The organism is Bradyrhizobium sp. USDA 4461 (assembly GCF_054055655.1).
Map to the genome: position 1 here is coordinate 805,405 of NZ_JBSRXM010000001.1, position 24,055 is coordinate 829,459.

Here is a 24,055-nt window from a genome sequence, read left to right on the forward strand (position 1 = left end):
AAGAGGAAAGATGCGCCTCATACGCGAATCGGGCGCGATGGCGCAAGTGACGATGGTCAGAAATCCGTCGTATTTCGATCGCCGTGCGCTTTCGCGAGGCGCCCGCCGCGCCGCTGCCGGTACCATCATCCGAAGCAGCGGCGTCGCTGGCATACAACCGACCAGCAGAGCGCCGGGTGAACGCGGACGTCGCCGGCCGCGACCAAGATGAACGGGCCGCCGGCCGGTTTCGCGACGATCGCGCAGCCTGCCGCGTCTTGCTCGGGTCAATCGGCGCAGCTAATCGGTGGCTGCGCCGACCGGGCGTCTTCCGCGGGCAATGCGCCCCGAGACGCGCACCATGATGGGGACACGCTGCGGATGAAAATAGCCGGACATTTCACACGCCCGCGCGCGGCCGCCGCGGCGATCGGCCTGATGCTTGCGTTCGGCGCCGACGTGACCGGACCGATCGAGAACGCCGCGGCGCAGGACGCGCGCGCCAAACAGGCGCCGGCGCAAGCTGCCGCCAACGTGCAGGCGATCGCCGCGCAGATGAAGAACGCCATCACGCTGACACGCGGCGGCAAGATCGATACCGGCTGTGCCCAGCTCGTTGCCGCGCTCGACGCCGCGGACAGGCTCGACGACGCGCAGTTCGTCATGGAGCAATATTTCAACGCGACCGCCACGCTGCGCGCGGTCAAGCGCGACGATCTCGCCGAAAAACTGTTCGTGCGCGCGTTCCAGGGCAAGGCATCCGCGCAATCGCCGCCGGGCAATGCCGACGTGCTCCTGATGTACGCCATCCTGCTGTCCGACCACGCCCGGATCGCGGAGGCCGTTCCGCTCTACACGAAGGCGATCGCGGCCTTCAACGCCACTTGGGGCGGAGGCTCCGAGGAATCGCTGATCGCCAGCGACAAGCTCGCGGTGGCGCTGTCGACCAACGGCTCGGCGGCGTCGGCGACCAATCTGGGCCGGCACAATTTCGAGCGCTCGGAGAAGGCGCTGGGGCCCGACCATCGCACCACCGCAAAGCTCGCCAACAATTATGCCGACATGCTGCGCGAGATCGGCGCGCCGGCGAAGGCGCTGGAGCTCGATCTGTTCGCGATCGAGAAGCGCGTCAAGCGTTACGGCGAGAACCATCTCAACACGCTGGTGACGGTCAACAACGCCGGGCAGGACTTCCTCAACCTCAGCCGCTTCGACGACGCCCGCCGCTATTTCCGCCGCCACCGCGCGATCGCGGTCGCAATGGCGCCGAAGGATCCGAGCTTCGCCGGACAGGCCGACGCCTGGCTGTTCTACACCGACATGCTCGCAGCCGGCGACGCCGCGATGTCACAGGCCGACCTGGCGCGGCTGGAGGCGATCGTCGCCAATGAGGAGAACTTTGCGGACTTCCTGCGCATCAAGGCTGCGGTGCTGGCCGCCGGCCAGCACGAGCAGCGCGGCGAGCCGGACGCGGGCATGCGGCTGCGCGAGACGGCGCTTGCGATCTCAACCAGGGCCTTCACCGCGCAGCATCCGCTGAGCTTCGAGATCAAGCTCGGCATCGCGACCGCCCTGATCGCGACCGATCCGAACCGCGCGGTGCAGGCCTTCACCGCGCTCGACCGCGAGATGTTCGACTGGATGAAGCGCGAGGTCGGCACCGCGGGCGATCGCGCCGTCGCGGAGGCGATCCGCGCCCATGCCGACCATCTCTTGTTCGCGTTCGGCCGCTTCGCCACCGGAGCCGGCTCATCGGTGGCGCAGCCGGCGTTTGCCGCCGCCGTGCTGCGCTGGAAGACGCTCGGTGGCGGCGACGCCACGGCGTTGCGCCAGCTCGAGACGCAAATGGCCGGCAAGGACGAAGAGACCGCGACGCTGCTGCGCGCGGCGCTGCGGCTCAATGGCGAGAAGCAGGAGCTGTTCTCGTCGGGCAATCTCGACGACTGGGCGCGGTCGGTGTGGGGGCGGCAGGACGCGGCCGAGAAGGCGCTCAACAAGCGGCTCGACGCGATCGGCGTGAAGCTGCCGCAGGATCCGATCCGGCCATCGCGGCTGCTCGGACCGCAGGAGGCCGTGGTCAACTACTTCATCACCCGGCAGTGGAAGGCGGACCGGCAGGCGAAGGAGCCACTGGCGGCGACCGTGCTCTACGCCATCGTCGAGACCGCAATGAGCGAGCCGCGCGTGGTCGACCTCGGCGATCCCGGCCGGATGGTCGACACCGGCGTGCGCACCGAGATCGCGCGGCTGCGCTCGACGCGGGCCAGCGTGGCTGATGCCGACAACAAGGCAACCGATAGCAAGGCGTCCGACGCCAAGGGCCGCTTCCAGACTCTGCGCGCGCGGCTGCTGGCGCCGCTGGAGCCGCTGCTGAAGGACAAGACCACGCTCTATGTGGTGCCGGACGGTTTCCTGTTTGCCGTGCCGTTCGCGCTGCTGCCGGGCGCCGATGGCGGCCTGCTGGAGGACCGCACCACGATCCGGATGCTGACCAGCCCCGACGCGCTGATCGCGATCCATGCGCGCGAGACGCTCGACAGGACCGGCGCGATGCTGCTCGCCGGCGGCATCGAATACGGCGTGCCGGGTCCGATGCCGCTACCCGGCACGAAGACCGAGATCGAGGCGATCGCCAAGCTCGCCCGCGCCCGCGGCGCGCCGGTCGAGATGATGACCGGGCAAGGCGTCAGCGAAGCCGCGCTGCGCGGGGCGATCGGAAGGGTGCGCATCGCGCATCTGGCGACGCACGGCTTCTATCACGACAGCACCGCGTCCGGCCTCGATACGCTGTGGCAGAGCGGGATCGTGCTGTCGGGCGCCGGCGATAGCCGCTGGCCGCTGCGCGACGACAAGGACGGCTATCTCTACGCCTTCGAAGTGATGGACTGGGACCTGTCCGGGCTCGATCTGCTGGTGCTGTCGGCCTGCGAGACCGGCCGCGGCGACGAGAGTTTCGTCAGCGGCCTGCGCGGCCTGCCGACCGCGCTCGGCATCGCCGGCGTGCGCCGCGCGCTGCTGACGCTGTGGCCGGTCGCCGACGAAGGCACCGCGAACTTCACCGTGCGCTTCTACGAGCACCTCGCGGCAGGCCTGACCTATTCGGATGCGCTGCGCCAGACCCGACGCGATGCGCGCGACGGCAAGGTCGCGGGTTCGGCCGACGCCAGCGTGTGGGCGGCATTCGTGCTGTTCGAGGGCTGAGGCGTATATGTCGTCCGCGTCCGTCGGCGCTACTGGGCGGGCTCGACGGTGACGAACCGGTGCGCCGTCCCGCGCGATCAGGTCCGCGGGATCGCCCAAAAAGGCGGCCGCCCCCCACCGCGTGGCCAGATGCGAAGCCGATTTGCTGAGAATGGCGGCCCCCATGCACCGCTGAACTCTCGACCGAGCGCCAAACTCGGCGGCCCGGCGCACCGGCCACGCAGCCTCCGCATCAACCCCGCGAAGGCTGCACGTTCCATGCACGGAGCCCTTCGTAGCTGAAGCCGAGATAGAACGTCACCTGCGCATTCAAGTAGGTGGCGCGGTTGAGGCGTCCGCGCGTCGGCGCAAAGAAGGCACTCAGTCCATTGACGTCGATCTTCCCGCTGGTCCCCTTCGAGATGTCGACGATAATTCCCGTCTGCGGCTGCAGCCGGTCGTTGTGCGCAAACAGATCTTCCTGCGCCCGCCACGGACCGAGTTCCAGGTGGTTCAGCAGTGGGCACGGGCGCCTCAACCTGTCGGCGGCGATCCATTCGAACGAGCGCTTCGACACCAGTTCCGGCGCGCCCTTCCTGCACCGCTCGATGTATCGCTTCGCCTCGTCGAGACTGGACCTCGCGCCTCGCACCGAGTTCAGGAAATGAAAGATATAGAGATAGTACCAGGCATCGATCGCGCCAGCGTCCTCCGCCCAGTGGCTGAACCGCTCGATGGCCTCGCCGATGGTGAATTCGGGCAGCAAGCGGAAGGCCTGGATCCATAAGCGCAGGTCATCGCCAGACCGCGGATTGGCAGCAAGGTTCTTTTGCGTAAGCTCGACCACGCGACGTGCGCGAGCCTGATCCAGCTGCGACAGATTTCCCGACGCCTGCCGGAGATAGCAGCGGGCCAGAGAACGCCTAACCGTAGTCGCCCCGCCAATTCCACGATCAAGCAACGCGGTCAGGCCCTTGACGACCGAATCGAAATTGTCAAAGAACTCGTCGACCTTCCCGGCGGCCTCGACCTCGATCCGATTGGGTTGCCGCTCGGCATTGATGAATCTGACATCCTCAACGAGGGTTTGCGCGACCGACAATTCCTGAACACACCACTCAGCGACGGCGTCGCGTCGATCTAGCAGTTCGGAATAGGTCTTGACGTCAGATTTCTTGAGCAGTTCCTCGATCGTCCGGGTGATCATCTGAATATGACTGACCCTCGGATAGGCGTCAGTGGCACTGAGCTCGCGCGCACGCTCGAAGGATTTCGCGGCAGCTTGGTAGGTCGGCTTGATGATCTGGAGCCGCTCGTTCAGGGTCTCGTGCGGCCCGAGGTAGGGCCATATCAAGGCGCGCACCTCGTCTCGATAGACCATGCCAAGCCCGTGGTGGTGCGTACCGTCAAGGTCACTAAGCGCGATGGCCTTCTCGTAGCATTCCGCAGCCACTCGATAAGAATCAGAGCGCTGGAAGAGCAATAATCTCCCCAGATGATGCCAAAAATGCGGGTTGCTGTCGAACTTCTCACACAACGCGGCGAGCACGCGTCGCCGGCTCGCTTCAGGGATATCCTCCACAAGCTCCGAGAAATGAGCACGCTCTTCGCCGAACTCGGTTCGCACGATGAAGAGATAGGTCAGGATGCCTTCAATAATCTCACTGTCGAAATGCGCCTTGTTGGCAATTCGTTCGATGAATTGGACACAGAAGCCAGGTAGAAGCGCCTTCCAGTCGCTGCTATGTGCGCAGTCTTCGGGGCGTAGATGCCGCTGCAAGATTTCCCTGGCGATCCGCGGGTGGACGATCTTGAGCTCGGTACCATTGAACAGCACCAGCTTGTTCGCGGCCTCGCCCAGCACTTCGGACAGACGAACTTCGGCCGGCAAGTCGGACCGCGACATGATCTTCAGTGATGAAAATGGCAATGCCTGCTGCGAATAGACGCTGATCAGCGCAAGAAACGCTAGCAGCTCACGCTGTTCGTCCGACAGTTCATCGAAATACGCCGAGACATAATCCTGGACATTGTTGAACTTGTTTTCGAAAGCATACAGGCTGTAAAAAAAAGGCGATCGAAAATCGCTGAGATTTGTGTCCGTCGTCAGCCGCTGCAACTCGCCCCTGCGGTTCGCGGCACACCATTGTACATAGCGCTCATAGAATCGCTGGGCCTCGCTGGCCACCATCTGGTCTTCCAGCAGGTAGGACAACGCTCCCCCGGGCGAAAGGTGACGCGACCGCACAACGTCCAGAAAGACGAAGTTCAGGTTGCGGCTTCTAAGTTCCGAAAACAACCGGTCCCTGTCGGTATCCAACAGTCTCGCCTGCTCGGCAACGATGAAGATCGGCAATCCGGAAAGCTGAGAAACCGTGTCGATATGATCAACCGTCAAGTTGTTGAACGACTTAATGAGAATAGTCGGATAGAGATTCCTCAGATCCCACGCCAGCCGCCTGACCACCGTCGTTGCGCCCGCGCCGGGTTTGTGGCGCAGGCTGACGGCTACCGCGCGGAGATCGTCCAGCAGCCTGGTGAGTTGAGCGCGAATCTCGTTGGTGACGTCGCGAGGCACGTCGAGGCTGCGATTGAGATCCTGCCAAGAGACCTCGGCGCCGTCGCGGAAGCTCGGCCCGTTGACATTCTTCTCCAAATCGGAACGTGCCAATCCGTCGTGCACGAGCTCGATCGATTCCGAAAACTTTGCATAAAGGTCGGGCTGTATCGCGACCTTGGTCAACTTCGAACTATCGTCGGAGCGGGCAGGGATGCGAATGGTCACTTCGATTTCAGGATCGCCGATCATCTCGGAGATGCCGATAGCAAGATCGTTGTAGCGGCAAGCGATCCGTTCGGGGGATGCGCCCTCTTCTGTCAGTATCTCGGACGTCTTGTCGTTGGGGCCGTTTTCCACGACGACGACCTTGACATTCTCGACTTGTTCGGTAAGCGCTGCGTACACCCCACGCAACCGGCTCGGGTCTATTGCCTCGGCGAGGAAAACCACCGTGAGTGGCCGAGGCGTCGTTTGCGCGCGGACCTTTGTCGCCAGCCTGCGAAGCTCGCGCGGCATCGTCCTGCGCCACTCGCCGGTCGACGCGGGGATGCTAGTCGCGACGCGCTGCCATCCATCGGCCATAAACCAAGCGACACCGACATTGAAATTCACGTCTACCTCGGACTGTGAGGAAAGGATCCGATGAACCCCCCTGATGTTTCTCTTTCCGGCCTGCGCCGCTTCGGAAAGACTGCTGCCGTCGCTAGCTGAATCGAAGTCGATCACCAGCGACCACGGTAAACGGGTGATTGCCTCGCGCTCCTCTGGCGCCAAACGACGAACAGCGGTGCCGGCGACCAGGACGTAGGCATTTCGCGCCGAGTTGAAGCTGTCTGCCGCCCGCCAGACCTCGCGCCAAGTATTGTCGCTTGCCCGGATCTGCATGGATCGCATCTGCTCGCCTTGTGGAAGGGCGATGCGCTCGAATTGATAGAGTTCCTTCAGATGCTGAGCGGCGTAGAGGAAGGCAAACTCCTTCAGCTTGGTCGACTGCGCCTGAGTTTGATCCAGGGATCTTTTGCTGGCGTAGTTAAGTCCCGCCGCGATGCAGGCAAGGCGATACTGTCGTTCCACGTCCTCTCTGCGGCTAGGAAACCGCCCCGCCTGCCAGGAGAACAGATTGTCCCGGATCATTCCCGAAAAGCGGATCAACCCCTCGTCATCGGCATGCTTAGAGGCACCGATGGCGTCTGATCGACTCAGCAGCCGCGCCGTCACGCTGACGAGGTCCAGCCACCTCGCGCGGGAAGCCGTGGACCGCATGGATAGGAACTGGGATATTTCGAGATAGGCGAGATCGAACAGCAGCGCGACGGGCCTTCGATAGTGCTCGAAATCGATTAGGTAGAAGCTTGTTTCGGTGCCGCCCGGGGCGTGAATGAGGATGTTGCGGCCGTGCAAATCTCCATGACCGCGACCGACGATCGGCGAGAACTTGATGCTTCGAAGCGGCGAACTGGGAGCTGAACAGGCAAGCGGGTTCGGCAACTCGAGATCGACATCCCGAAAGCCCTTTACCGATCTGTCGAGCCCGGTCATCGTCTCAAACACCTGATCCAGCCGCCCGCCGACATTGAGCTTCGATCCGAGCCATTGACTGATCAGGTCGTAGGCGGAGGTATCATCCGCGGCCCTGGCATCGTTGTTCCAGCCGGCAAGGATTCCCTGCAGCACCTCTCCGATCGCCTTGGTCCGCTCTGCTTCCGTGACGTCCGCTAGCGGATCGACATATTTCAGGCCGTCTCCGGCGATGGTCATCAGCGCGGCCGACCACCTCCGCCCTCGTGCTGGCGCGCAAGCTTGGGAAAGCGCTTCTCGGCGAACGCTCCCCCCTCATCGATCGCTTCATGATGGCGGGAAATTTCTGCGGTCTGCCCCTCAGGGAAAATTTTCAGGATCGCGGAGCCGTCATAGGATCCCTTTGAATCGACGAGCAGCACGTCCGCACCCGACTTGCCGCTCAGTGTTCGTCGTATGGTCAGCCCGTCGAGTCCCCAAGCCGTCTTGAGCTCGCTGAGCCTGCCGTCCAGTGCTGCGGCCATGTCGTCGGACATCATGGGATACCACCTCCGGTTGCCGCGCAATCTTGATCTCGGCAAAGGATCGTGTCCAGAAGGAATCTTTGACGACGCGTGGCAAGGCCGCATCGAATTCACGCCGATACGCCCGCTCGCGCACCGCAGATCAGCATTGACACTAGCGCGATTTGCTTTGACTTCAGCCGCACGATCGAGGACAAGCCGCGCATGCCGAAAAAACCCGGGACCAATCCCAAAGGCGAATTCGCCTTCTTCAACGTCTTCTATGAAGACGGCTCGCAGCGCTCCAACCGCCGCGTGCCCTCGGAGCTGTTGGGCGGGCTCGACGGCGACGAGCCGGTGCGCGCCTTCCTGCGCGACCAGGACCGCGAGATCGCCGAAAAGGGCGGCCGCCCGCCGCTCGAGATCAAGAGCATCGAGCGGGTTGGGACGAAGAAGAAGTAGCGTGACGCGAACCGACCACCCATTCGGTCATCGCCGATCGCCATTTCTTTCGTCATTCCGGGGCGCGCAAAGCGCGAGCCCGGAATCCATCGGGCCGCGCGTTTCGCGGTAGAATGGATTCCGGGCTCGGCGCTACGCGCCGCCCCGGAATGACGAATCCTACAAACAAAAAACGGCGGGCCTGGGCCCGCCGTTCTTGTTTCGATGAATACCGATCGACTTAGTTATCGAGGAAGCTCCGCAGCTTGCGCGACCGCGACGGGTGCTTCAGCTTGCGCAGCGCCTTGGCTTCGATCTGGCGGATGCGCTCTCTCGTGACCGAGAACTGCTGGCCGACCTCTTCCAGCGTGTGGTCGGTGTTCATGCCGATGCCGAAGCGCATGCGCAGCACGCGCTCTTCGCGCGGCGTGAGCGAGGCCAAGACGCGCGTCGTGGTCTCGCGCAGATTGGACTGGATCGCCGCATCGATCGGCAGGATCGCGTTCTTGTCCTCGATGAAATCGCCGAGATGCGAATCCTCTTCGTCACCCACCGGCGTTTCGAGCGACAGCGGCTCCTTGGCGATCTTGAGGACCTTGCGGACCTTCTCCAGCGGCATGCCGAGCTTCTCGGCGAGCTCTTCCGGGGTCGGCTCGCGGCCGATCTCGTTCAGCATCTGGCGCGAGGTGCGGACGATCTTGTTGATCGTCTCGATCATGTGCACGGGGATGCGGATGGTGCGGGCCTGGTCGGCGATCGAACGGGTGATCGCCTGCCGGATCCACCAGGTGGCGTAGGTCGAGAACTTGTAGCCGCGGCGGTACTCGAACTTGTCGACCGCCTTCATCAGGCCGATATTGCCTTCCTGGATCAGGTCGAGGAACTGCAAGCCGCGGTTGGTGTATTTCTTGGCGATCGAGATCACGAGACGGAGGTTGGCTTCCACCATCTCTTTCTTGGCCTGACGGGCCTCGCGCTCGCCCTTCTGCACGCCGTGCACGATCTTGCGGAATTCGCCGATCTCGAGCCCGGTGAGCGCCGCCAGCGACTGGATCTCGTGGCGCAGGTCCTTGATGCGGTCCTTCTCGTGATGGACGAAGTTCTTCCAGCCCTTGGCCGAGAGCTTCGAGACACGGTTGAGCCAGCGGGGGTCAAGTTCGGACCCCTGATAGTTGCGCAAAAAGTCCTCGCGGGCGACGCCGTGGCTGTCGCCGAGGCGCAGCAGGCGGCCCTCGAACGAAACCAGCTTCTTGTTGATGTCGTAGAGCTGCTCGACCAGCGAATCGATGCGGGCCTGGTTGAGGCGCAGCGACTTCACCTCGACGATGATCTCGTCCTTCAGCTTCTTGTACTTGCGCTCCTGCGAGGGCGACAGCGACTCGCTCTGCAGCTGGTTGGCGATGTCCTGTTCCTGCAGGCGCCGCAGCTTCTTGTACTCGGATGCGATCTTGTCGAAGGTCTCGACCACCTTCGGCTTCAGCTCGGCCTCGATGGCCGCGAGCGACATCTGGTTCTCGAACTCGTCGTCGTCCATGTCGCCTTCGGCGGCGGCCTCGGCGGGATCCTTCTCCTCGCCGCCGGCTTCGCCACCGGCCGGCGCGGCGCGGAACGGGGTCGGCGACGGCGGAGCTGCCGGCGGCGCGACATGGGCCGGCGCGCTGGCTTGCGCATCGCCGCCATTGCCTTCAGCAGCCGCGCCTTCGGCACCGTTGTTGCCGATCAGGTTCGGATTGATGCCGCCTTTCGATTCCGGGCCGGCATAGGTGGCTTCGAGATCGATGATGTCGCGGAGGAAGATCTTGCCTTCGTTGAGCTCGTCGCGCCAGATGATGATGGCCTGGAAGGTCAGCGGGCTTTCGCACAGCCCCGCGATCATCGCCTCGCGGCCGGCCTCGATGCGCTTTGCGATTGCGATTTCGCCTTCGCGGGAGAGCAATTCCACCGTGCCCATCTCGCGCAGATACATGCGCACGGGATCGTCGGTGCGCTCGCCGGGCTCCGACTTCTTGACCTCGGTGACGGCCTTCTGCGTGACCTCGACGAGCTCGTTGTCGGTCTCGTCGTCGCCGTCGTCCTTCTCGTCCTCGCCTTCGCTATCGTCGGCCTCAGTGACGTTGATGCCCATGTCTGAGAGCATCGACATGATGTCTTCGATCTGTTCGGGCGACGTCGTGTCGGAGGGCAGCACTTCGTTGAGCTGATCGAAGGTCACGAAGCCGCGCTTCTTGGCCTGCTTGATCATCTTCTTCACCGCGGCATCCGACAGGTCGAGCAACGGCGACGGCGCGTCAGCGGAATCCTTCTCAGGAGCATCCGCTGCCTTGTCGTCTTTTTCCTTGTCCTTAACCTGCAGCGTCTTTGCCTTGGTGGCCATTCACTAAGCTCCCGAAACGCGGTCATGCAAAATGGCGCCACGCGCACACATCGGCATGATATCTAGATTTACTCTCTCGACGCACAAAGGGCGGCGCAAGACCTCGCCACCCCTGTCATCCGTCTCGACGGTTTCCAATCTTGAATAGCCGCGAGGCTATTAAGTTTCGCTTAACCCTGTTTTTGCAGCCAAACCATGGATTTGGCGAGTCTTTTTGCGGGTGCGGCCGGCGCCGTCCGCAGCATTTTTGTTATCAGACATTACGCTGGAACCGGCCCGATAATTCGCCGAACCCTTCAATCAGGGCTTCGGTGCCGTCGGCTTCTGCCATCCGGGCCTGGATATCCTGCAACCATGCCAGATTAGCCTCGCTGGAGTCTTCAGCCAAAGCCGCTTCCGCATCTTTTCTTTCCCTAAGTAAGGCGTGGGTTTTCTGATGCAAGGCAACCAGTTGACGCCAGGTCGATAAAACATCCTCGCGTGCCGCGCCAATCTGTGCGCCCCACACCGCCTGGGTTGTGATCGCCCGCTCAACCCTTTGAAGAATCTGCGATAATCCGCCTGCTTCGAGATCGGCCCGCATCTTCTCGGCCTGCTCCTCGGCGTCCGGGGAGTGGTGATGATCGTGGGCAAAGGCCGCGATAATGGCGGCCCTGAGCTTGTGGGCTTCGGGATGGGCGAGCTCCAGCGCCGCCACCTCCTCGAGATGATCGTGCAGCAGCCAGGGGTGGTTGATCAGCGATTGCAGGATCAGCGCCTCGCGGCGGGAGATCGCGCTGCGCTGGCCGCGCATGATCGGGCTGTTGGCGAGCTGGGGGCTCGCGGCCTGATAGGGTCCACGGGAAAGGGCCGGTGCGGCCCCTTTGGGCGCGAACCGCCCGCCCTGGGCCGGGCTACGGGGGGCAAAGGCGCGGGGTGATTCGCCGCCGCGGCCGCCGCCGAAATTGCCCCGGCCATAGCCGCCGCGGCCGTAACCGCCACGACCGCCTTCCGGGGCAAAGCTGCGTTGCAGCCGCTCCTGCAAGTCCTGCCGGTAATAGCGCCGCACCACCTCGTCGCGGATGCCATTGGTGAGCTCGCCGATCCGCGCCTCCAGCGCTGCGCGGCGTTCGGGCGTATCGAAATTGCCGCCCTCGATCTCGCGCGACCAGATCAGGTCGGCGAGCGGGCGCGCGACCGAGATCACCTCCTCGATCGCGGCACGACCGCCAGAGCGGGCGAGATCGTCGGGGTCCTGTCCTTCCGGCAGCAGCGCGATGCGCAGGCTCTTGCCGGGCTTGAGCTGCGGCAGGGCGAGGTCCGCAGCACGATACGCCGCCTTCTGGCCGGCACGGTCGCCGTCGAAGCAGAGGATCGGCTCGTCGACCATCTTCCAGAGCAGCGCGAGCTGGTTCTCGGTCAGCGCGGTGCCGAGCGGCGCGACGGCGCCGGGAAAGCCTGACGTCACCATCGCGATGACGTCGACATAGCCTTCGACGACGATCAGCTGAGCGCCGTCATGCGCGGCCTGCCGCGCGGTGAACAGGTTGTAGAGATTGTCGCCCTTGTGAAACAGCGTGGTTTCCGGCGAGTTCAGGTACTTGGCCGGAACGTCCTTCTCCAGCGCGCGGCCGCCGAACGCGATGACACGGCCGCGACCATCCGTGATCGGAAACATGACGCGGTCGCGGAAGCGATCGAACGGCACCGGCTTGTCCTCGCCGGACACCAGAAGCCCCGCTTCCACCATGTCCTCGGTGGAAATGCCCTGCGCGCCGAGGTGCTCCTTCAGTGCGAAACGATCCGGCGGCGCATAACCCATCCGGAACTGGAGCTGGGTCGCCGGCGAGATGCTGCGGTCGGCGAGATAGCCGCGCGCCTTGGCGCCGTGGCGCGAGGCCAGCGTATCGGCGAAGAACTTGGTCGCCAGTTCCATGACGTCGTACAGGGTGCGGCGATGCTGTTCGTGCCGTGCCGCATCGGGCGTCACGGCCGGCAGCGGAACACCCGCCATCGCGGCGAGGCGCTCCACCGCTTCGGGAAACGTGACGCCCTCGGTCTTCATCAGGAAGTCGAAGATGTTGCCGTTCAGCCCGGACGAGAAGTCGAACCAGGCCTGCTTCTGGTCGTTGACGAAGAACGACGGCGTCTTCTCCTGCTGGAACGGCGACAGCCCCTTCCACTCCCGTCCGGCCTTCTTCAGCTTGACGCGCCGGCCCACGACTTCCGAGACCGGAAGCCGGGCGCGCAGTTCATCGAGGAATTCGGGCGTGAAACGCATGGGTCGGTTTTAGCGTGGTATCCGGTGAGTCGCAGGTCAACCGGCTAGCCATATAGGGGCATCCGCCCATTGGACGAAGAATGTAGGATTTTTCCGACCTATTCACAGGCCCTGACGCCCACCGGGCTACCCCGGATTCCTCGGTGGAGAGACGTTTCAGCCACCTTGCCCCCTCCCCGCTTCCGGGATTGGATAGGCCATGTTCACGACATTCAGAGGCGGGCAAAGCGGCGGCTGGCAAGTCACCTCCATCGCGCGGGTCAAGGGCGAGACGCTGCCGAAGGTCGCGGCGCTGTCAATCGTTGCGAGCGAGTCGATCGCGCTGCCGCTGTTGCCGGCGCAGACCTCCTGGCGGCTCGCCGGCGTCGTCAGCAATCTGCGCTACACCGAGAAGGAAGAGCGCGAGAAGCTCACCGCCGTGCAGGCGGGGCTCGGCCGCAGCGAGGCGACGCACGCGGCGCTGATCCCGATCCGGAAATCCGCGGCGTGGTGGGAGCTGACGCAGGAAGAGCGGCGCAAGATCTTCGAGGACAAGTCGCACCACATCTCGGGCACAATGAAATTCCTTCCTGCCATCGCCCGCCAGCTGTTTCACTGCCGCGACCTCGGTATGCCATTCGACTTCCTGACCTGGTTCGAGTTCGCACCCGATCATATCAGCCTGTTCGACGAGCTGGCCGGCATGCTGCGCGCGACCGAGGAATGGAGCTTCGTCGAGCGCGAGGTCGACATCCGCGTCGAGCGGGAAATCTGAAGCAGCGAGAGCACGATCCGGAAAAGTGCGAAGCGGTTTTCCGAAAGACCATGCTCAAATAAGAAGCCAAAGCGCGATGATGATTCAACCAAATCACATCGCGTTTTAGTGCTCCAGGAATTTTCCCGACGCGATCCGCGGCAGCTCGACGACCGGCCAATTGTAGAGATAGGTCCACGCCTCGCGCACGCTGCCGTCGGCGAGCGTGACCGTGAGCAGCTCGCGGAGATATTCGGTCGGCGGCGGAAAGCCGTCGCCGCAAGCTTCATACATGTCGAATTCGCGCAGCATGGCCTCAGGCTCGCGCAGGCGGAACAATTCGCCGTGCACGATGTCGGCGGCATCGTCCGACACGACGAGGCCCGGATAATGCTTCACCAGATAGAGCCGGCCGCGGCACTGCGCTGATCCAAGAAATTCGGCATTGCCCGCGAGCAGCTTCGCCATCGGATGGTCGAAGCCGCGCATCAGCGTGCCGTAGACGAAAAGAAGGTCGGAGGTCATCGATACCTGGTCATTCCGGGGCGTCGCAGACGCGAACCCGGAATCTCGAGATTCTCGGTGCGCAATTGCGCACCTGAGGGTTCGATGCTGCGCACCGCCCCGGAATGACAGAAAAAGGCCGACGACGCTAGGCCACCACCTCATCCGTCACCACCACAAACTTCGCCAGCGTCATGCGGCCGAAGCTCGTGGTCAGCGCGACGTCGGCGGCGTCGCGGCCGGTCGCCATCAGGATGCGGCCGATCCGCGGCACATTGTGGCGGGCATCGAAGGTGTACCACTGGCCGGACAGATAGACCTCGAACCAGCCGGAAAAATCCATCGGCGCGGGATCCGGCGGCACCCCGATGTCGCCGAGATAACCGGTGCAGTAGCGCGCCGGAATGCCCATGCAGCGGCAGAAGGTGAGCGCCAGATGCGCGAAGTCGCGGCAGACGCCGGCGCGGCTTTCATAGACGTCATGCGCCGACTTCATGTGATGGGCGTGCTGGTAGCCGAACGTCACGTGGTGATGCACGAAATCGGTGATCGCCTGCACCCGCGCCCAGCCCGGCGGCGTATTGCCGAACAGCGACCAGGCGATGTCGGTCAGCTTGTCGGTTTCGCAATAGCGGCTCGGCATCAGATAGAGCAGCATGTCGTCGGGCAATTGCTCGATCGGAATCTGCTGGGCCGCCGGATTGACGACGTCAGGCAATCCGGAATCGCGCACCAGCGCGCTGCCGCGGAAGGTGACGCCACCGCTAGGGGCGACCAGACGGCCGCAGACATTGCCGAAGCCGTCGCGATAAAGCCCGATCGGAACATCCGGCTCGGTCGAGATGCGCTCGGTGCCGACGACGTCGGCATAGCGCGACGGATGGATCGACAGCATGATCACCATCGGGGTCGGCTGCGCCGCCGTGTAGGTGATCTCGAAGCCGACCTTGATCTGCATCGTCAGGCTGTCTCCTGCTCCGTCACGCTCTCGCCGACCGACACCACCTTGATGTCGACGTCCATCGCCAGGAATGCATCCGCGGCACCGAGATAGACGCCATGCAGCGGGACCGCCTGGCGCGGATCGCGCGCCACCGCGACGCGGATCAGATCGCGCGTGCCGACGATGCCGTTGGTCGGATCGAATTCGATCCAGCCCGCGCTCGGCAGATAGACCTGCACCCAGGCGTGGGTCGAGCCGCCGCCGACATAGCCATGCGCGCTGCCGGGCGGCATCGCGAGATAGCCGGAGACGAAGCGCGCGGCGATGCCGAGCCGGCGCAGCGCCTCGATCATGAACAGCGCATAGTCGCGGCAGGTGCCGGACTTCGTGCGCAGCGTGTCGAGCGGATGCTGGGTGCCCTGCTCGTAGCGCTTGCGATAGCTGAACGCCTCGCGAATGCCATGGGTCATGTCGCTGAGGATCTTGAAAGTCAGCGTCGGCGCCTCGACATCGAGGAAGCTCCGCGCCCAGGCCGACAGCTCGCCGTTCGGATCGCCATATTGCGGCGTGATGAACTGCTGCAGATCGGGGAATTCCTCATCGTCGTAGAGGAACGGATAGAAGTACGCAGGGTCGTCCGGCGTCAGCGCAAACGTGTCGGCCGGATTGTGCTCCACCGTCGCGGTCGAGACAAAGGACAGCGTGTCGGCGCGCTCGTCGAAGGAGGCGATCGCCACGCTGTTGCCGAACACGTCGTGGATCCAGCGCAGCGACATCGGCTGCGGATCGATCACAAGCGCGCTGTCGAGCACGCGCAGATCATGGCCGTCGCGGGGGCGCAGCATGATGCGGTGTTCGCCGAACGCCACCGGGCGCGCGTAGCGATAAACGGTCTTGTGATGGATAGTCAGCAGCGGCATCTTCAAACAATCATCGTGATTCCGGACATTATAATCTATAGAGAAAGCTGCTCGATTCCAGACCAGCATGCCGCTTGAATAGGCAAAGTTGAGGAAAAAGGCCCGTGAATTACGGTGGTGGTTCATCTCTGTTGCTCGCAAGCACCGATGTCTCACCGGTTCTTGAACGTAATGCTGCCGGCCGCTCACCGTTCCTATTCACCTGCGATCACTTCGGCAGGCTGATTCCCGCCCCGCTCGGCGATCTCGGTCTGCCCGAAACCGAGCTGGTCCGGCACATCGCCTGGGACATCGGCATCGCCGGCGTCGCAACCCAGCTCTCCGACCTGCTCGGCGTGCATTTGATCGCACAGCGCTACTCGCGGCTCGTGATCGACTGCAACCGCCCGCCGCATGTCGCAAGCTCGGTGCCGCTGATCAGCGAAGCCACCACGGTGCCCGGCAATGAAGGCCTGTCGCGCGAGGCCGCGGAGTTGCGCCGCGCGCAGATCTTCGATCCCTATCACGCGCGCATCGACGAGATCATCGACGCGCGCACGCGCCAGGGCATGCCGACGGTGCTGGTGTCGCTGCACAGCTTCACGCCGGTCTATGCCGGCATCGCGCGGCCCTGGCACATCGGCACGCTGTATCACCACGACAAGGCCCTGCCGCCGCTGCTGCTGAAGCATCTGCGCAGCGAGGGCGATCTCGTGGTCGGCGACAACGAGCCCTATGCGGTCAGCGACGAGACCGACTACACGATCCCGGTGCATGGCGAGCAGCGCGGCCTGATGAATTCGGGCATCGAAATCCGCCAGGACCTGATCTCCGACCAGGCCGGCGAAACCGCATGGGCCGAGCGGCTGGCGCGCATCCTTGGCGAGATCGAAATGACGTTGCGCGCGGAAGCGCTGATCTAGAACGTCGAACGGACTCCGCTTCACCTCGCCCCGCGTGCGGGGAGAGGTCGGATCGCATCGTAAGATGCGAGCTTCAGTTCGGCCGGCGCCGCCAGATGAACACGAGATAGAGCAGCACAGGCAGGCCGAGCGCGGCCCAGGAGACGGCATCCCACCAGCCGTCGCCGACCAGCGCGCTGATCAGTCCGACCGTGCTCACGATCGCGATCACGAGCGGTGCGGCGAAGATCCGGGTCAATGAGCGATGTGCGAGCATGCGGACGTCACGACATGAGTGCGGGGCTGTCGATCGACGCTGCGTTGGCGATGGCGCGCTCCTGGCTGACGCCTGCCCGGCGCCGGCGCATCCATAGATACACGCCGGTCACCAGGATGAAGATGGTGAGGATGTCGAGCAGTGCCCACACGATCTTCAGCGGCATGCCGCCGTAATCGCCGAAATGCAGCGGCTGCGAGATATACAGCGTCGAGACATACCAGGGCATGTCGCGGCTGTCGGTTAGCGTGCCGGTTTCGGCATCGATCAAAGCGGGCTTCAGCAGCCGCGAGGTCAGCGGCGTATCGCCATGGAGGAACACCGTATAGTGGCTCTTGCTGCTGAACAGCGTCCCCGGGAAGGCGACGAAGCTCGGCGTCATGCCGGGCACCGCATGCCGCGCCACCTCGACCGCGCCGTTCAGCGAGGTCAGCTTCGAGGGCACCGGCCGGTCCTTGTACTGCGCGGTCATTTCGGCGAGCTGGCCGAATTGCCACATCTTGAGCACGAGATCGGCCCAGGTGTTGATGACACCGGTGAAGCCGACCACCAGCGTCCAGGCCACCAGCAGGATGCCGGCGAGATTGTGGACGTCGAGCCAGCGCACGACGCGGGTCCGTTTTGCGCGGTAGGTGCCGAAGCGCAGCTTCCGCATCGACGGCGCATAGACCACGATGCCGGAAATGATCGCGACACAGAACAGGATTCCCATGAAGCCGAGGAACAGTTTCCCCGGGAGGCCCGCGAACATGTCGGTGTGCAGCTTCAGCATGATGTAGGTGAAGCGGCCGGTGACATCGGGCGAATCGAGATAGGCGCCGCTATGGGTGTCCATCCGGACCAGCAAATTGTTGGTCGGATCGGCGTCGATCGTCGGACCGACGCTGACCCAGATCGCGCCGGGCTCGTCGCGATCCCAGATCAGGAAATGCGGCACCTTGCCCGGCGCCCGCGCCAGCGCGTTGGCGAGCAAATGGTCGAGATCGGCCGGCGGCGTGCCGGCCGGCACGTCGGCCGGCTTGACCGAACTGTGCAGAAGATCGTCGATCTCGTCGTGGAAGATCAGCGGCAGGCCGGTGATGCACAACAGCAGCATGAACAAGGTGCAGATCAGGCTGGTCCATTTGTGGACGGCGCCCCACCGCCGCAGGGATTTGGTCGTCGCAGTCAATTTCGTTACCTGAATTCCAAAGTCTCCATTGCTGCCGTCACTAACACGATGAACGACGCGCGCAGCCGCGCGGCGATTAGAACTCGTCCAGTGTGGGGCTTATCGGCAATCGTGTTGCGATCGCGCAACGAGAATTGCGGGGAACTGCGACGATGCGCCTCGGCTGTCGGCGCGATTTCTTAGGAGCGTTCTAAATCGAATCGACGCGATCGGGTCTGCATCAACCAACCAGCACAGCCTGAACGGGATGCTTCGCATGCCATTTGGGGCCCGGCCCGCGCATGTAGTGCAGCTCGGGCCGGTAGGGATCGCGAACTCGTGCGATCAAATTGCGCCAGCCGGCCGTAATCGCATTCATGCCGCGGCGAAGAGATGACAATGACGGCTGCAACGACGGCATGGCTCGCCCTCAGTGCGGCTTGCCGAGAACGAATGCAAACGGCAGGATCACGATCTCCTCGCCGTCCTCGTCGCTGACATGCACGGCCCAATCGCGCCAATCTTCCAGACTGTCCGTCGCAACCAGCGAGCGCATCATGCAGGTCGCCGCCTCGCAGGCCTCGGAGAGGCTGGCCACCGACGTGCCGCGGCGATCCATCAGCACGCCGCGCGTATTCGAGCAATGGAAATAGACCTGTGTCATGTCCGTATCCTCGCAAGCGCCGGGCGATCGGGCTCGCCCTCGCATGACGAAGCTTTACGCAGCCGGCGCGCGACCATCCGTGACGCCGCTCACACAGGCACGGGCGGCGCGGGCGCTCCCTCACCAAATCGCGATTTGACAGTTCTCCTGAAATTGTCAAAATCGTCAAATGGAACCGAAAACCCGGATTCTCGATGCCACCATGCTGGTCTTCCGCCGGCACGGCTTTCGCCGCTCCTCGATCGAGCAGGTCGCCGAGGCGGCCGGCCTGACGCGGCAGGCGCTCTATCACCATTTCGAATCCAAGGAGGCGCTGTTCCGCGCCGTGATCGAGCGCGTGCATGAGAGCGCCATCGCGGCCGAGGACAGCACCGTCGCCGCGGCGGAGGCAGCGGGCGGCGATCTCGGCGACATCCTCGCCGCGGGCCTGACCGCGCGGATCTCGACCATGATCGCCTCGCTGGACGGCTCGCCGCATATCGAGGAATTGTATTCCGAGCACCTGGTGCACGCGCGCGACCTCTATCAAACCTATGCCGCGCGCCACGCGGAGCGCATGGCCGCCACCATCGCGCGGGTCGTGCGCAAGCAGCAGCTTATGCTGCCGCAGCGGCTGTCGCCGGCGGAATTCGCGCGGCTGGTCGAAATGTCGATGCACGCCGCGAAGTCGCAATATCCGGCGATGCAGCCGGCCGATGCGTTCCTGAAGGACATGGCGATCATGGTGCGGACGCTCTGCGCCGGCGCTGTGCCGAGATCCGAGACAAAGTCCTCGTCGAAATCACAACAGCCGCCCGCCAGGAAGGCGGCAATCCGCAACAAGCCGACACGCAGGATAATCGGAGGACAGTCATGACCACGACGACCGTCAACGGCCGCGTCGAATCCCTGCCTGACGATCCCGACGCGCTCCTGATCGACATCGTGCGCGACCAGCTCAAACTCACCGGCACGAAGCTGGTGTGCGGCGCCGGCGTCTGCGGCGCCTGCACCGTGCAGGTCGATGGCGCGCCGGTCACAAGCTGCCTGATGCCGGCGCAGGCCGCCGCCGGCAAAGCGGTGACGACAGTGGAAGGCATCGGTGCCGCCGGGCTGCATCCGGTGCAGAAGGCGTTCATGGCGCATGACGCCCTGCAATGCGGCTTCTGCACGCCGGGCTTCATCGTGGAATCCGTCGCGTTCTGCGATCAATGGCGCGCAACCCGGGGCACGGCCGTGCCGTCGCGCGAGGAGATCGGCGCGGCGCTGTCGGGCCATCTCTGCCGCTGCGGCGCCTATGACGGGATCTTCCGCGCGGTGGCGGATGCCTGCACCGGACGCTTCGACGGCGACAATGTCGCAGCACCCCGCATCGAAGCGCGCGACAAGGTGACGGGCGCGGCGAAATACACCGTCGACATCAAGCATGACGGCCAACTCGAAGGCCTGATCCTGCGCTCGCGCGAGGCGCATGCGCGCATCACCGCGCTCGATCTCGCACCGGCACGGGCGCTCGCCGGCGTCACCGCGGTGTCGCTGCTCGGCGACGACAAGATCGTGCGCTATGTCGGCGAGCCGATTGCGGCGGTCGCAGCGAGCGATCGCGAGGCCGCGCTGGCAGCGCTCGCCGCGATCAAGCTGACTTGCGAAAAGTTGCCCGCGGTGGTCGGGCTCGACGCCGGACGCAAGGACGGCGCGCCGGTGGTGTTCGACAAAGCGAGCCGCAAGCGCGCCGGCAACGTCTCGGAAGCGGCCGGCGGGCCGGCGCCGTGGAACCAGAACATCCGTGGCCCGACCGCGGTGTTCTCGACCCGCGCCAAGAAGGCGCGCAGCTGGGTGGATGAGGCGCGCCAGGCGAGCAACAGGCTGCTGGTCGAAGCGACCTTCCGCACCGCCACGCAGCAGCATGCCTGCCTCGAGCCGCACGCCGCAGTGGCGCGCTTCGACGGCGACCGGCTGACCCTGCACGCCTCGACCCAGCAGGTGTTTCACCTCAAGGAGCAGATCGCAAAACGCTACAAGCTCGATCACGACAAGGTCCGCGTGATCGCCGAACACGTCGGCGGCGGTTTCGGATCGAAGTCGAGCCTCGGTACCGAGACGATCGCCGCGATCGAGCTGGCGCGCGCGGCGAAAGCGCCGGTGCGCGTCGCCTACGATCGGCAGGAAGAGCTCTCGGTCGCCGGCTATCGGCCGGCCGCCGAACTGAAGGTCGCGCTGCTCCCTTCCGATGAGGGCAAGCTGAAAGCACTCTCCGTGACCGCACATGCCGACACGGGCGCCGCGACCAACTCGACCATCGCGGGCCTAGCGCGGCTGATCTATCCGGCCGAGGCCAAGGATCTTTCGGATTTCGACGTCATCAGCAATCTGCCCCCCGGCGCCGCCTTCCGCGGCCCCGGCGGTCCGCCGATGGCGTTCGCGGTCGAGCAATCGATCGACGAGGCCGCGCTGCGGCTCAAGGTCGACCCAATCGCGCTGCGCAAGCGCTGGGACCCCGATCCCAACCGTCAGCGGCTCTACAACTGGGCCTCCGGGCTCGAGATCTGGCGCAATCGCAAACCATCGCAGACCGGCCGCTATCGCCGCGGCATCGGAGTCGCGACCGGCTATTGGCTCTATCTCTGGCAGCCCAATGTGAAGGTCGAGGTCGCGGTCAAGGGCGGCCGCATCGTCGCCAGCACCGCGACGCAGGACATCGGCACCGGCACCCGCAGCATCCTTGCCGACACCATCGCGCGCGAGTTCGATCTCGAGCCCTCCGATATCGATGTGCGGATCGGCGATTCCGCGCTGCCCGAAGGACCGGGCTCCGGCGGCAGCCGCGTCACCGCCTCGGTGATGCCGCCGACCTTGCAGGCGGTGCGCAAGCTGAAGGCCGCGATCCTCGAGCAGGCCACACGAAAGCCTGCGCCCGGCTCGAACGCGCCGTGGCGCGAGCTGATCGCGCGCTCGCCCGACATCGCGGTGACCGAGGCCCGCGGCGAGGACGGCAAGAACACCGCGCCCGGCATCCGCTCGCCGCTGCGCGAGCTCGGCCTGATCGGCATGGTTTTCGGCTGGATGATGCGGCGCTCCTCCAACATCGCGGTCGGCGCCGGCGTGCCGAGTTCGGTGCAGGTGATCGAGGTCGAGGTCGACACCTGGCTCGGCCATGTCCGCGTGCTCAACGTCCACACCGGCATTGCGGTCGGCAAGATCGCGTCGCCCGCGCTGGCGCGCAGCCAGGCCTGCGGCGCGGTGATCCAGGGCCTCGGCTACGCGCTGTATGAGGCGCGCGAGCTCGATCCGAACAGCGGCGACGTGCTGACCGCCGGCATGGAGGATTACCGCATCCCGGGCATCGCCGACACGCCCGAAATCGACGTGCATTTCGACGAAGCCGGCTTCGACCATGTGCTCGGCAACAGCGTCGGCATCGGCGAGGCCTCGACGGTGCCGACCTCGGCCGCCGTCGCCAATGCGATCCATGACGCCATCGGCATCCGCCTCACCGAGATTCCGATCCGGCCCGACCGTATCCTCGCCGCGCTGAAAGGGAGGAACGCTGCATGAGCGCCGCAACCGCAGAAGTCATCAGCGCGCCCGAATTCCGCGCCGCCGGCACCGACCTGTCGGAACGCCGCCGCAGCGGCCTGTCATGCGGCGCGGTGATCGACCTCACCGCCGGTCCCGAGACGATCGGGATCGCGTGGGGCGCCGACGGCGCGGCGCGCATCGGCGCCCTGACCGCGATCGCGGCGATCGCGTCCGACACGCGGCTTGCCCAGGCCTATCCCGGCATCGCCGCAAGTGCGCAGGGCCTCGCGACGCCGCAGATCCGGCACATGGCGACACTCGGCGGCAACCTCGCGCAGCGCTCGCGCTGCTGGTATTTCCGCAATCCGCAGATCGGCTGTCTCAAGAAGGGAGGCTCCGACTGCCCGGCGCGATCGGGCAACCACCTCTATCACGTCGCGTTCGATCTCGGCCCGTGCGTGGCGCCGCATCCATCGACGATGGCGACGGCGCTCCTGGCCTATGATGCGACGGTCACCACGGACCGGCGCAGCGGACTGTCGATCCCCGACTTGCTCGGCGACGGCAGCAACGGCACCGCCGACAATCTGCTCGCAGCGGGCGAACGGATCGAACGGATCGAGCTGTTTGCCCCGCTCGCGGGCGAGCGGGCGTTGTACAAGCGCGCCATCAGCCGCTCCTATGCGGAATGGCCGCTGGTGGAGATCTGCGTGCGGGCGGTGGTTTCAGGCGGCATGTTCCAGCAGGTTTACATCACCGCGGGCGGCATCGCGCCGGTGCCGCTGCGTCTCACCGCAAGTGAGGCGGCGCTACAGGGAAAGCCGGCCAATGCGGCAAGTGCTGCGCAAGCCGCCGAGCTTGCGGTCACGGGAGCCAAGCCGCTGCCGATGACCAGCTACAAGCTCGAGCTGCTGACGGGCCTGGTGCGCGACGTCGTCGAACGGATCGCAGCGTAGCTGAGCCTCACCGCGCCCGGGTCAGCGCCAGCCAGATGCCGCCGCCGATCATGAAGCCGCCGGAGATCCGCGACATCAGCCGGGTCCGCTCCTTGGAGAAGAATGTGCGGGCGCGGCCGGCCGCCAGCGCGTAGGCGGCATCGGTCAGCACCGCGGTTGCCATGAAGGTGACGCCGAGCAGCGCAACCTGCGGCAGATGCGGCTTGTCCATGTCCATGAATTGCGGGATGAAGGCGCCGAAGAACACCAGCACCTTCGGATTGGAGAGCAGCACCAGAAAGCCCTGCAGGAAGAAGCCACCGCGCGGCGGCGGCGGCCTGTCGTCGGTGCCGACGCCTTCGACCGGCGAGCGGATCAGCTTGATGCCGAGCCAGACCAGATAGGCGGCGCCGGCAAAGCGCACCCAGTTGAACCAGTAGCCCATGGTGGCCATCAGCGAGGTCAGGCCGACCGCGACGATGCCGATCACGATCGCAAGCCCGACCTGCGCGCCCAGCACATTCGTGAGCGCCGCGCGCGTGCCGTAGCGCAGCCCGTTGGCGATCACCATCGTGACGATCGGACCGGGCAACAGCGCCAGCGCAATGCAGGCGGCGACAAAGGCGAAATAGGCTTGCAGGGACATGGAAATCTCACTGACGGTGAAGGTGAACTATGCACGTCCGACGGGCGAAGAGGAAGCCATTCCTGCTCATCGCCATCATGCCCCGCGAA

Annotated in this window: 18 protein-coding genes; 7 read left to right on the forward strand and 11 right to left on the reverse strand. The window is 64.7% G+C overall.

All coding sequences use genetic code 11. The features are described from left to right. The first annotated feature begins 360 nt into the window (after positions 1 to 360). Positions 361 to 3,180 carry a CHAT domain-containing protein gene (locus tag ACVINW_RS03850; RefSeq protein WP_456750085.1) on the forward strand — a complete coding sequence of 940 codons (2,820 nt, stop codon included), beginning with the start codon at positions 361 to 363 and terminating at the stop codon, positions 3,178 to 3,180. Between the two features lie 232 nt (positions 3,181 to 3,412). Here ACVINW_RS03850 and ACVINW_RS03855 read toward each other — a convergent pair whose 3' ends face one another. Continuing rightward, a complete protein-coding gene (locus tag ACVINW_RS03855; protein ID WP_456750086.1) occupies positions 3,413 to 7,477 on the reverse strand; it encodes a P-loop NTPase in 4,065 nt (1,354 codons plus the stop codon). Next, the gene (locus ACVINW_RS03860) at positions 7,477 to 7,776 is read right to left on the reverse strand and encodes a hypothetical protein (RefSeq protein ID WP_456750087.1); all 300 of its coding nucleotides are present in this window, start codon (positions 7,774 to 7,776) and stop codon (positions 7,477 to 7,479) included. The genes ACVINW_RS03855 and ACVINW_RS03860 overlap by 1 nt, the downstream gene beginning before the upstream one ends. A 189-nt stretch (positions 7,777 to 7,965) precedes the next feature. On the opposite strand from ACVINW_RS03860, the gene ACVINW_RS03865 reads away from it, so the two are divergent. Beyond that, entirely contained in the window at positions 7,966 to 8,202 is a 237-nt protein-coding gene (locus ACVINW_RS03865) for a hypothetical protein (RefSeq protein ID WP_456750088.1), read from the forward strand. A gap of 220 nt (positions 8,203 to 8,422) precedes the next feature. Here ACVINW_RS03865 and rpoD read toward each other — a convergent pair whose 3' ends face one another. After that, complete coding sequence (gene rpoD / locus ACVINW_RS03870) at positions 8,423 to 10,555, reverse strand: RNA polymerase sigma factor RpoD (protein ID WP_456750089.1); 2,133 nt, start codon at positions 10,553 to 10,555, stop codon at positions 8,423 to 8,425. 253 nt (positions 10,556 to 10,808) lie between these two features. Continuing rightward, on the reverse strand, positions 10,809 to 12,815 hold the full coding sequence (dnaG, locus tag ACVINW_RS03875) for a DNA primase (RefSeq protein WP_456750090.1): 2,007 nt from the start codon (positions 12,813 to 12,815) through the stop codon (positions 10,809 to 10,811). A 199-nt stretch (positions 12,816 to 13,014) separates the two neighbouring features. Here dnaG and ACVINW_RS03880 point away from each other — a divergent pair, with 199 nt between their 5' ends. Next, a complete protein-coding gene (locus ACVINW_RS03880) occupies positions 13,015 to 13,569 on the forward strand; it encodes a chlorite dismutase family protein (protein WP_456750091.1) in 555 nt (184 codons plus the stop codon). A 105-nt stretch (positions 13,570 to 13,674) separates the two neighbouring features. Here ACVINW_RS03880 and ACVINW_RS03885 read toward each other — a convergent pair whose 3' ends face one another. The 3 genes from ACVINW_RS03885 to ACVINW_RS03895 form a co-directional block, all read right to left on the reverse strand. After that, positions 13,675 to 14,073 (reverse strand): gamma-glutamylcyclotransferase family protein, encoded by a 399-nt coding sequence (locus tag ACVINW_RS03885; RefSeq protein ID WP_456750092.1) that lies wholly within the window; start codon positions 14,071 to 14,073, stop codon positions 13,675 to 13,677. 127 nt (positions 14,074 to 14,200) lie between these two features. Then, positions 14,201 to 15,010 carry a transglutaminase-like domain-containing protein gene (locus tag ACVINW_RS03890; RefSeq protein ID WP_456750093.1) on the reverse strand — a complete coding sequence of 270 codons (810 nt, stop codon included), beginning with the start codon at positions 15,008 to 15,010 and terminating at the stop codon, positions 14,201 to 14,203. Between the two features lie 2 nt (positions 15,011 to 15,012). Further along, positions 15,013 to 15,915, reverse strand: coding sequence for a transglutaminase family protein (locus tag ACVINW_RS03895; RefSeq protein ID WP_456750094.1), 903 nt, complete (start codon positions 15,913 to 15,915; stop codon positions 15,013 to 15,015). A 104-nt stretch (positions 15,916 to 16,019) separates the two neighbouring features. Between ACVINW_RS03895 and ACVINW_RS03900 the strand changes: the two genes are divergently transcribed. Then, positions 16,020 to 16,817, forward strand: a complete 798-nt coding sequence (locus tag ACVINW_RS03900) for an N-formylglutamate amidohydrolase (protein WP_456750095.1) — start codon at positions 16,020 to 16,022, stop codon at positions 16,815 to 16,817. Between the two features lie 73 nt (positions 16,818 to 16,890). On the opposite strand, the gene ACVINW_RS03905 is transcribed toward ACVINW_RS03900, so the two are convergent. The 3 genes from ACVINW_RS03905 to ACVINW_RS03915 form a co-directional block, all read right to left on the reverse strand. Continuing rightward, complete coding sequence (locus ACVINW_RS03905; RefSeq protein ID WP_456750096.1) at positions 16,891 to 17,073, reverse strand: hypothetical protein; 183 nt, start codon at positions 17,071 to 17,073, stop codon at positions 16,891 to 16,893. 7 nt (positions 17,074 to 17,080) lie between these two features. Beyond that, a complete protein-coding gene (locus ACVINW_RS03910; RefSeq protein WP_456750097.1) occupies positions 17,081 to 18,244 on the reverse strand; it encodes a PepSY-associated TM helix domain-containing protein in 1,164 nt (387 codons plus the stop codon). 409 nt (positions 18,245 to 18,653) lie between these two features. Beyond that, positions 18,654 to 18,887 carry a DUF6894 family protein gene (locus tag ACVINW_RS03915; protein WP_456750098.1) on the reverse strand — a complete coding sequence of 78 codons (234 nt, stop codon included), beginning with the start codon at positions 18,885 to 18,887 and terminating at the stop codon, positions 18,654 to 18,656. Between the two features lie 169 nt (positions 18,888 to 19,056). On the opposite strand from ACVINW_RS03915, the gene ACVINW_RS03920 reads away from it, so the two are divergent. Genes ACVINW_RS03920 through ACVINW_RS03930 form a run of 3 tightly spaced genes read left to right on the forward strand, consistent with a single transcriptional unit; the run spans position 19,057 to position 23,341 of the window. Beyond that, complete coding sequence (locus ACVINW_RS03920) at positions 19,057 to 19,743, forward strand: TetR/AcrR family transcriptional regulator (protein WP_456750099.1); 687 nt, start codon at positions 19,057 to 19,059, stop codon at positions 19,741 to 19,743. Continuing rightward, the gene (locus ACVINW_RS03925) at positions 19,740 to 22,421 is read left to right on the forward strand and encodes a molybdopterin-dependent oxidoreductase (protein ID WP_456750100.1); all 2,682 of its coding nucleotides are present in this window, start codon (positions 19,740 to 19,742) and stop codon (positions 22,419 to 22,421) included. Before ACVINW_RS03920 ends, ACVINW_RS03925 begins: the two co-directional genes overlap by 4 nt. Further along, complete coding sequence (locus tag ACVINW_RS03930; protein WP_456750101.1) at positions 22,418 to 23,341, forward strand: FAD binding domain-containing protein; 924 nt, start codon at positions 22,418 to 22,420, stop codon at positions 23,339 to 23,341. Before ACVINW_RS03925 ends, ACVINW_RS03930 begins: the two co-directional genes overlap by 4 nt. A gap of 7 nt (positions 23,342 to 23,348) precedes the next feature. On the opposite strand, the gene ACVINW_RS03935 is transcribed toward ACVINW_RS03930, so the two are convergent. Beyond that, the gene (locus ACVINW_RS03935) at positions 23,349 to 23,966 is read right to left on the reverse strand and encodes a LysE family translocator (RefSeq protein WP_456750102.1); all 618 of its coding nucleotides are present in this window, start codon (positions 23,964 to 23,966) and stop codon (positions 23,349 to 23,351) included. Positions 23,967 to 24,055 lie beyond the last annotated feature (89 nt).

What these genes read in the sequence shown, in the direction of transcription:
- ACVINW_RS03850 (WP_456750085.1), top strand. Translation starts at nt 361, where the DNA reads ATGAAAATAGCCGGACATTTCACACGCCCGCGCGCGGCCGCCGCGGCG.
- ACVINW_RS03855 (WP_456750086.1), bottom strand. Translation starts at nt 7,477, where the DNA reads ATGACCATCGCCGGAGACGGCCTGAAATATGTCGATCCGCTAGCGGAC.
- ACVINW_RS03860 (WP_456750087.1), bottom strand. Translation starts at nt 7,776, where the DNA reads ATGATGTCCGACGACATGGCCGCAGCACTGGACGGCAGGCTCAGCGAG.
- ACVINW_RS03865 (WP_456750088.1), top strand. Translation starts at nt 7,966, where the DNA reads ATGCCGAAAAAACCCGGGACCAATCCCAAAGGCGAATTCGCCTTCTTC.
- rpoD (WP_456750089.1), bottom strand. Translation starts at nt 10,555, where the DNA reads ATGGCCACCAAGGCAAAGACGCTGCAGGTTAAGGACAAGGAAAAAGAC.
- dnaG (WP_456750090.1), bottom strand. Translation starts at nt 12,815, where the DNA reads ATGCGTTTCACGCCCGAATTCCTCGATGAACTGCGCGCCCGGCTTCCG.
- ACVINW_RS03880 (WP_456750091.1), top strand. Translation starts at nt 13,015, where the DNA reads ATGTTCACGACATTCAGAGGCGGGCAAAGCGGCGGCTGGCAAGTCACC.
- ACVINW_RS03885 (WP_456750092.1), bottom strand. Translation starts at nt 14,073, where the DNA reads ATGACCTCCGACCTTCTTTTCGTCTACGGCACGCTGATGCGCGGCTTC.
- ACVINW_RS03890 (WP_456750093.1), bottom strand. Translation starts at nt 15,010, where the DNA reads ATGCAGATCAAGGTCGGCTTCGAGATCACCTACACGGCGGCGCAGCCG.
- ACVINW_RS03895 (WP_456750094.1), bottom strand. Translation starts at nt 15,915, where the DNA reads ATGCCGCTGCTGACTATCCATCACAAGACCGTTTATCGCTACGCGCGC.
- ACVINW_RS03905 (WP_456750096.1), bottom strand. Translation starts at nt 17,073, where the DNA reads ATGCTCGCACATCGCTCATTGACCCGGATCTTCGCCGCACCGCTCGTG.
- ACVINW_RS03915 (WP_456750098.1), bottom strand. Translation starts at nt 18,887, where the DNA reads ATGACACAGGTCTATTTCCATTGCTCGAATACGCGCGGCGTGCTGATG.
- ACVINW_RS03920 (WP_456750099.1), top strand. Translation starts at nt 19,057, where the DNA reads ATGGAACCGAAAACCCGGATTCTCGATGCCACCATGCTGGTCTTCCGC.
- ACVINW_RS03925 (WP_456750100.1), top strand. Translation starts at nt 19,740, where the DNA reads ATGACCACGACGACCGTCAACGGCCGCGTCGAATCCCTGCCTGACGAT.
- ACVINW_RS03930 (WP_456750101.1), top strand. Translation starts at nt 22,418, where the DNA reads ATGAGCGCCGCAACCGCAGAAGTCATCAGCGCGCCCGAATTCCGCGCC.
- ACVINW_RS03935 (WP_456750102.1), bottom strand. Translation starts at nt 23,966, where the DNA reads ATGTCCCTGCAAGCCTATTTCGCCTTTGTCGCCGCCTGCATTGCGCTG.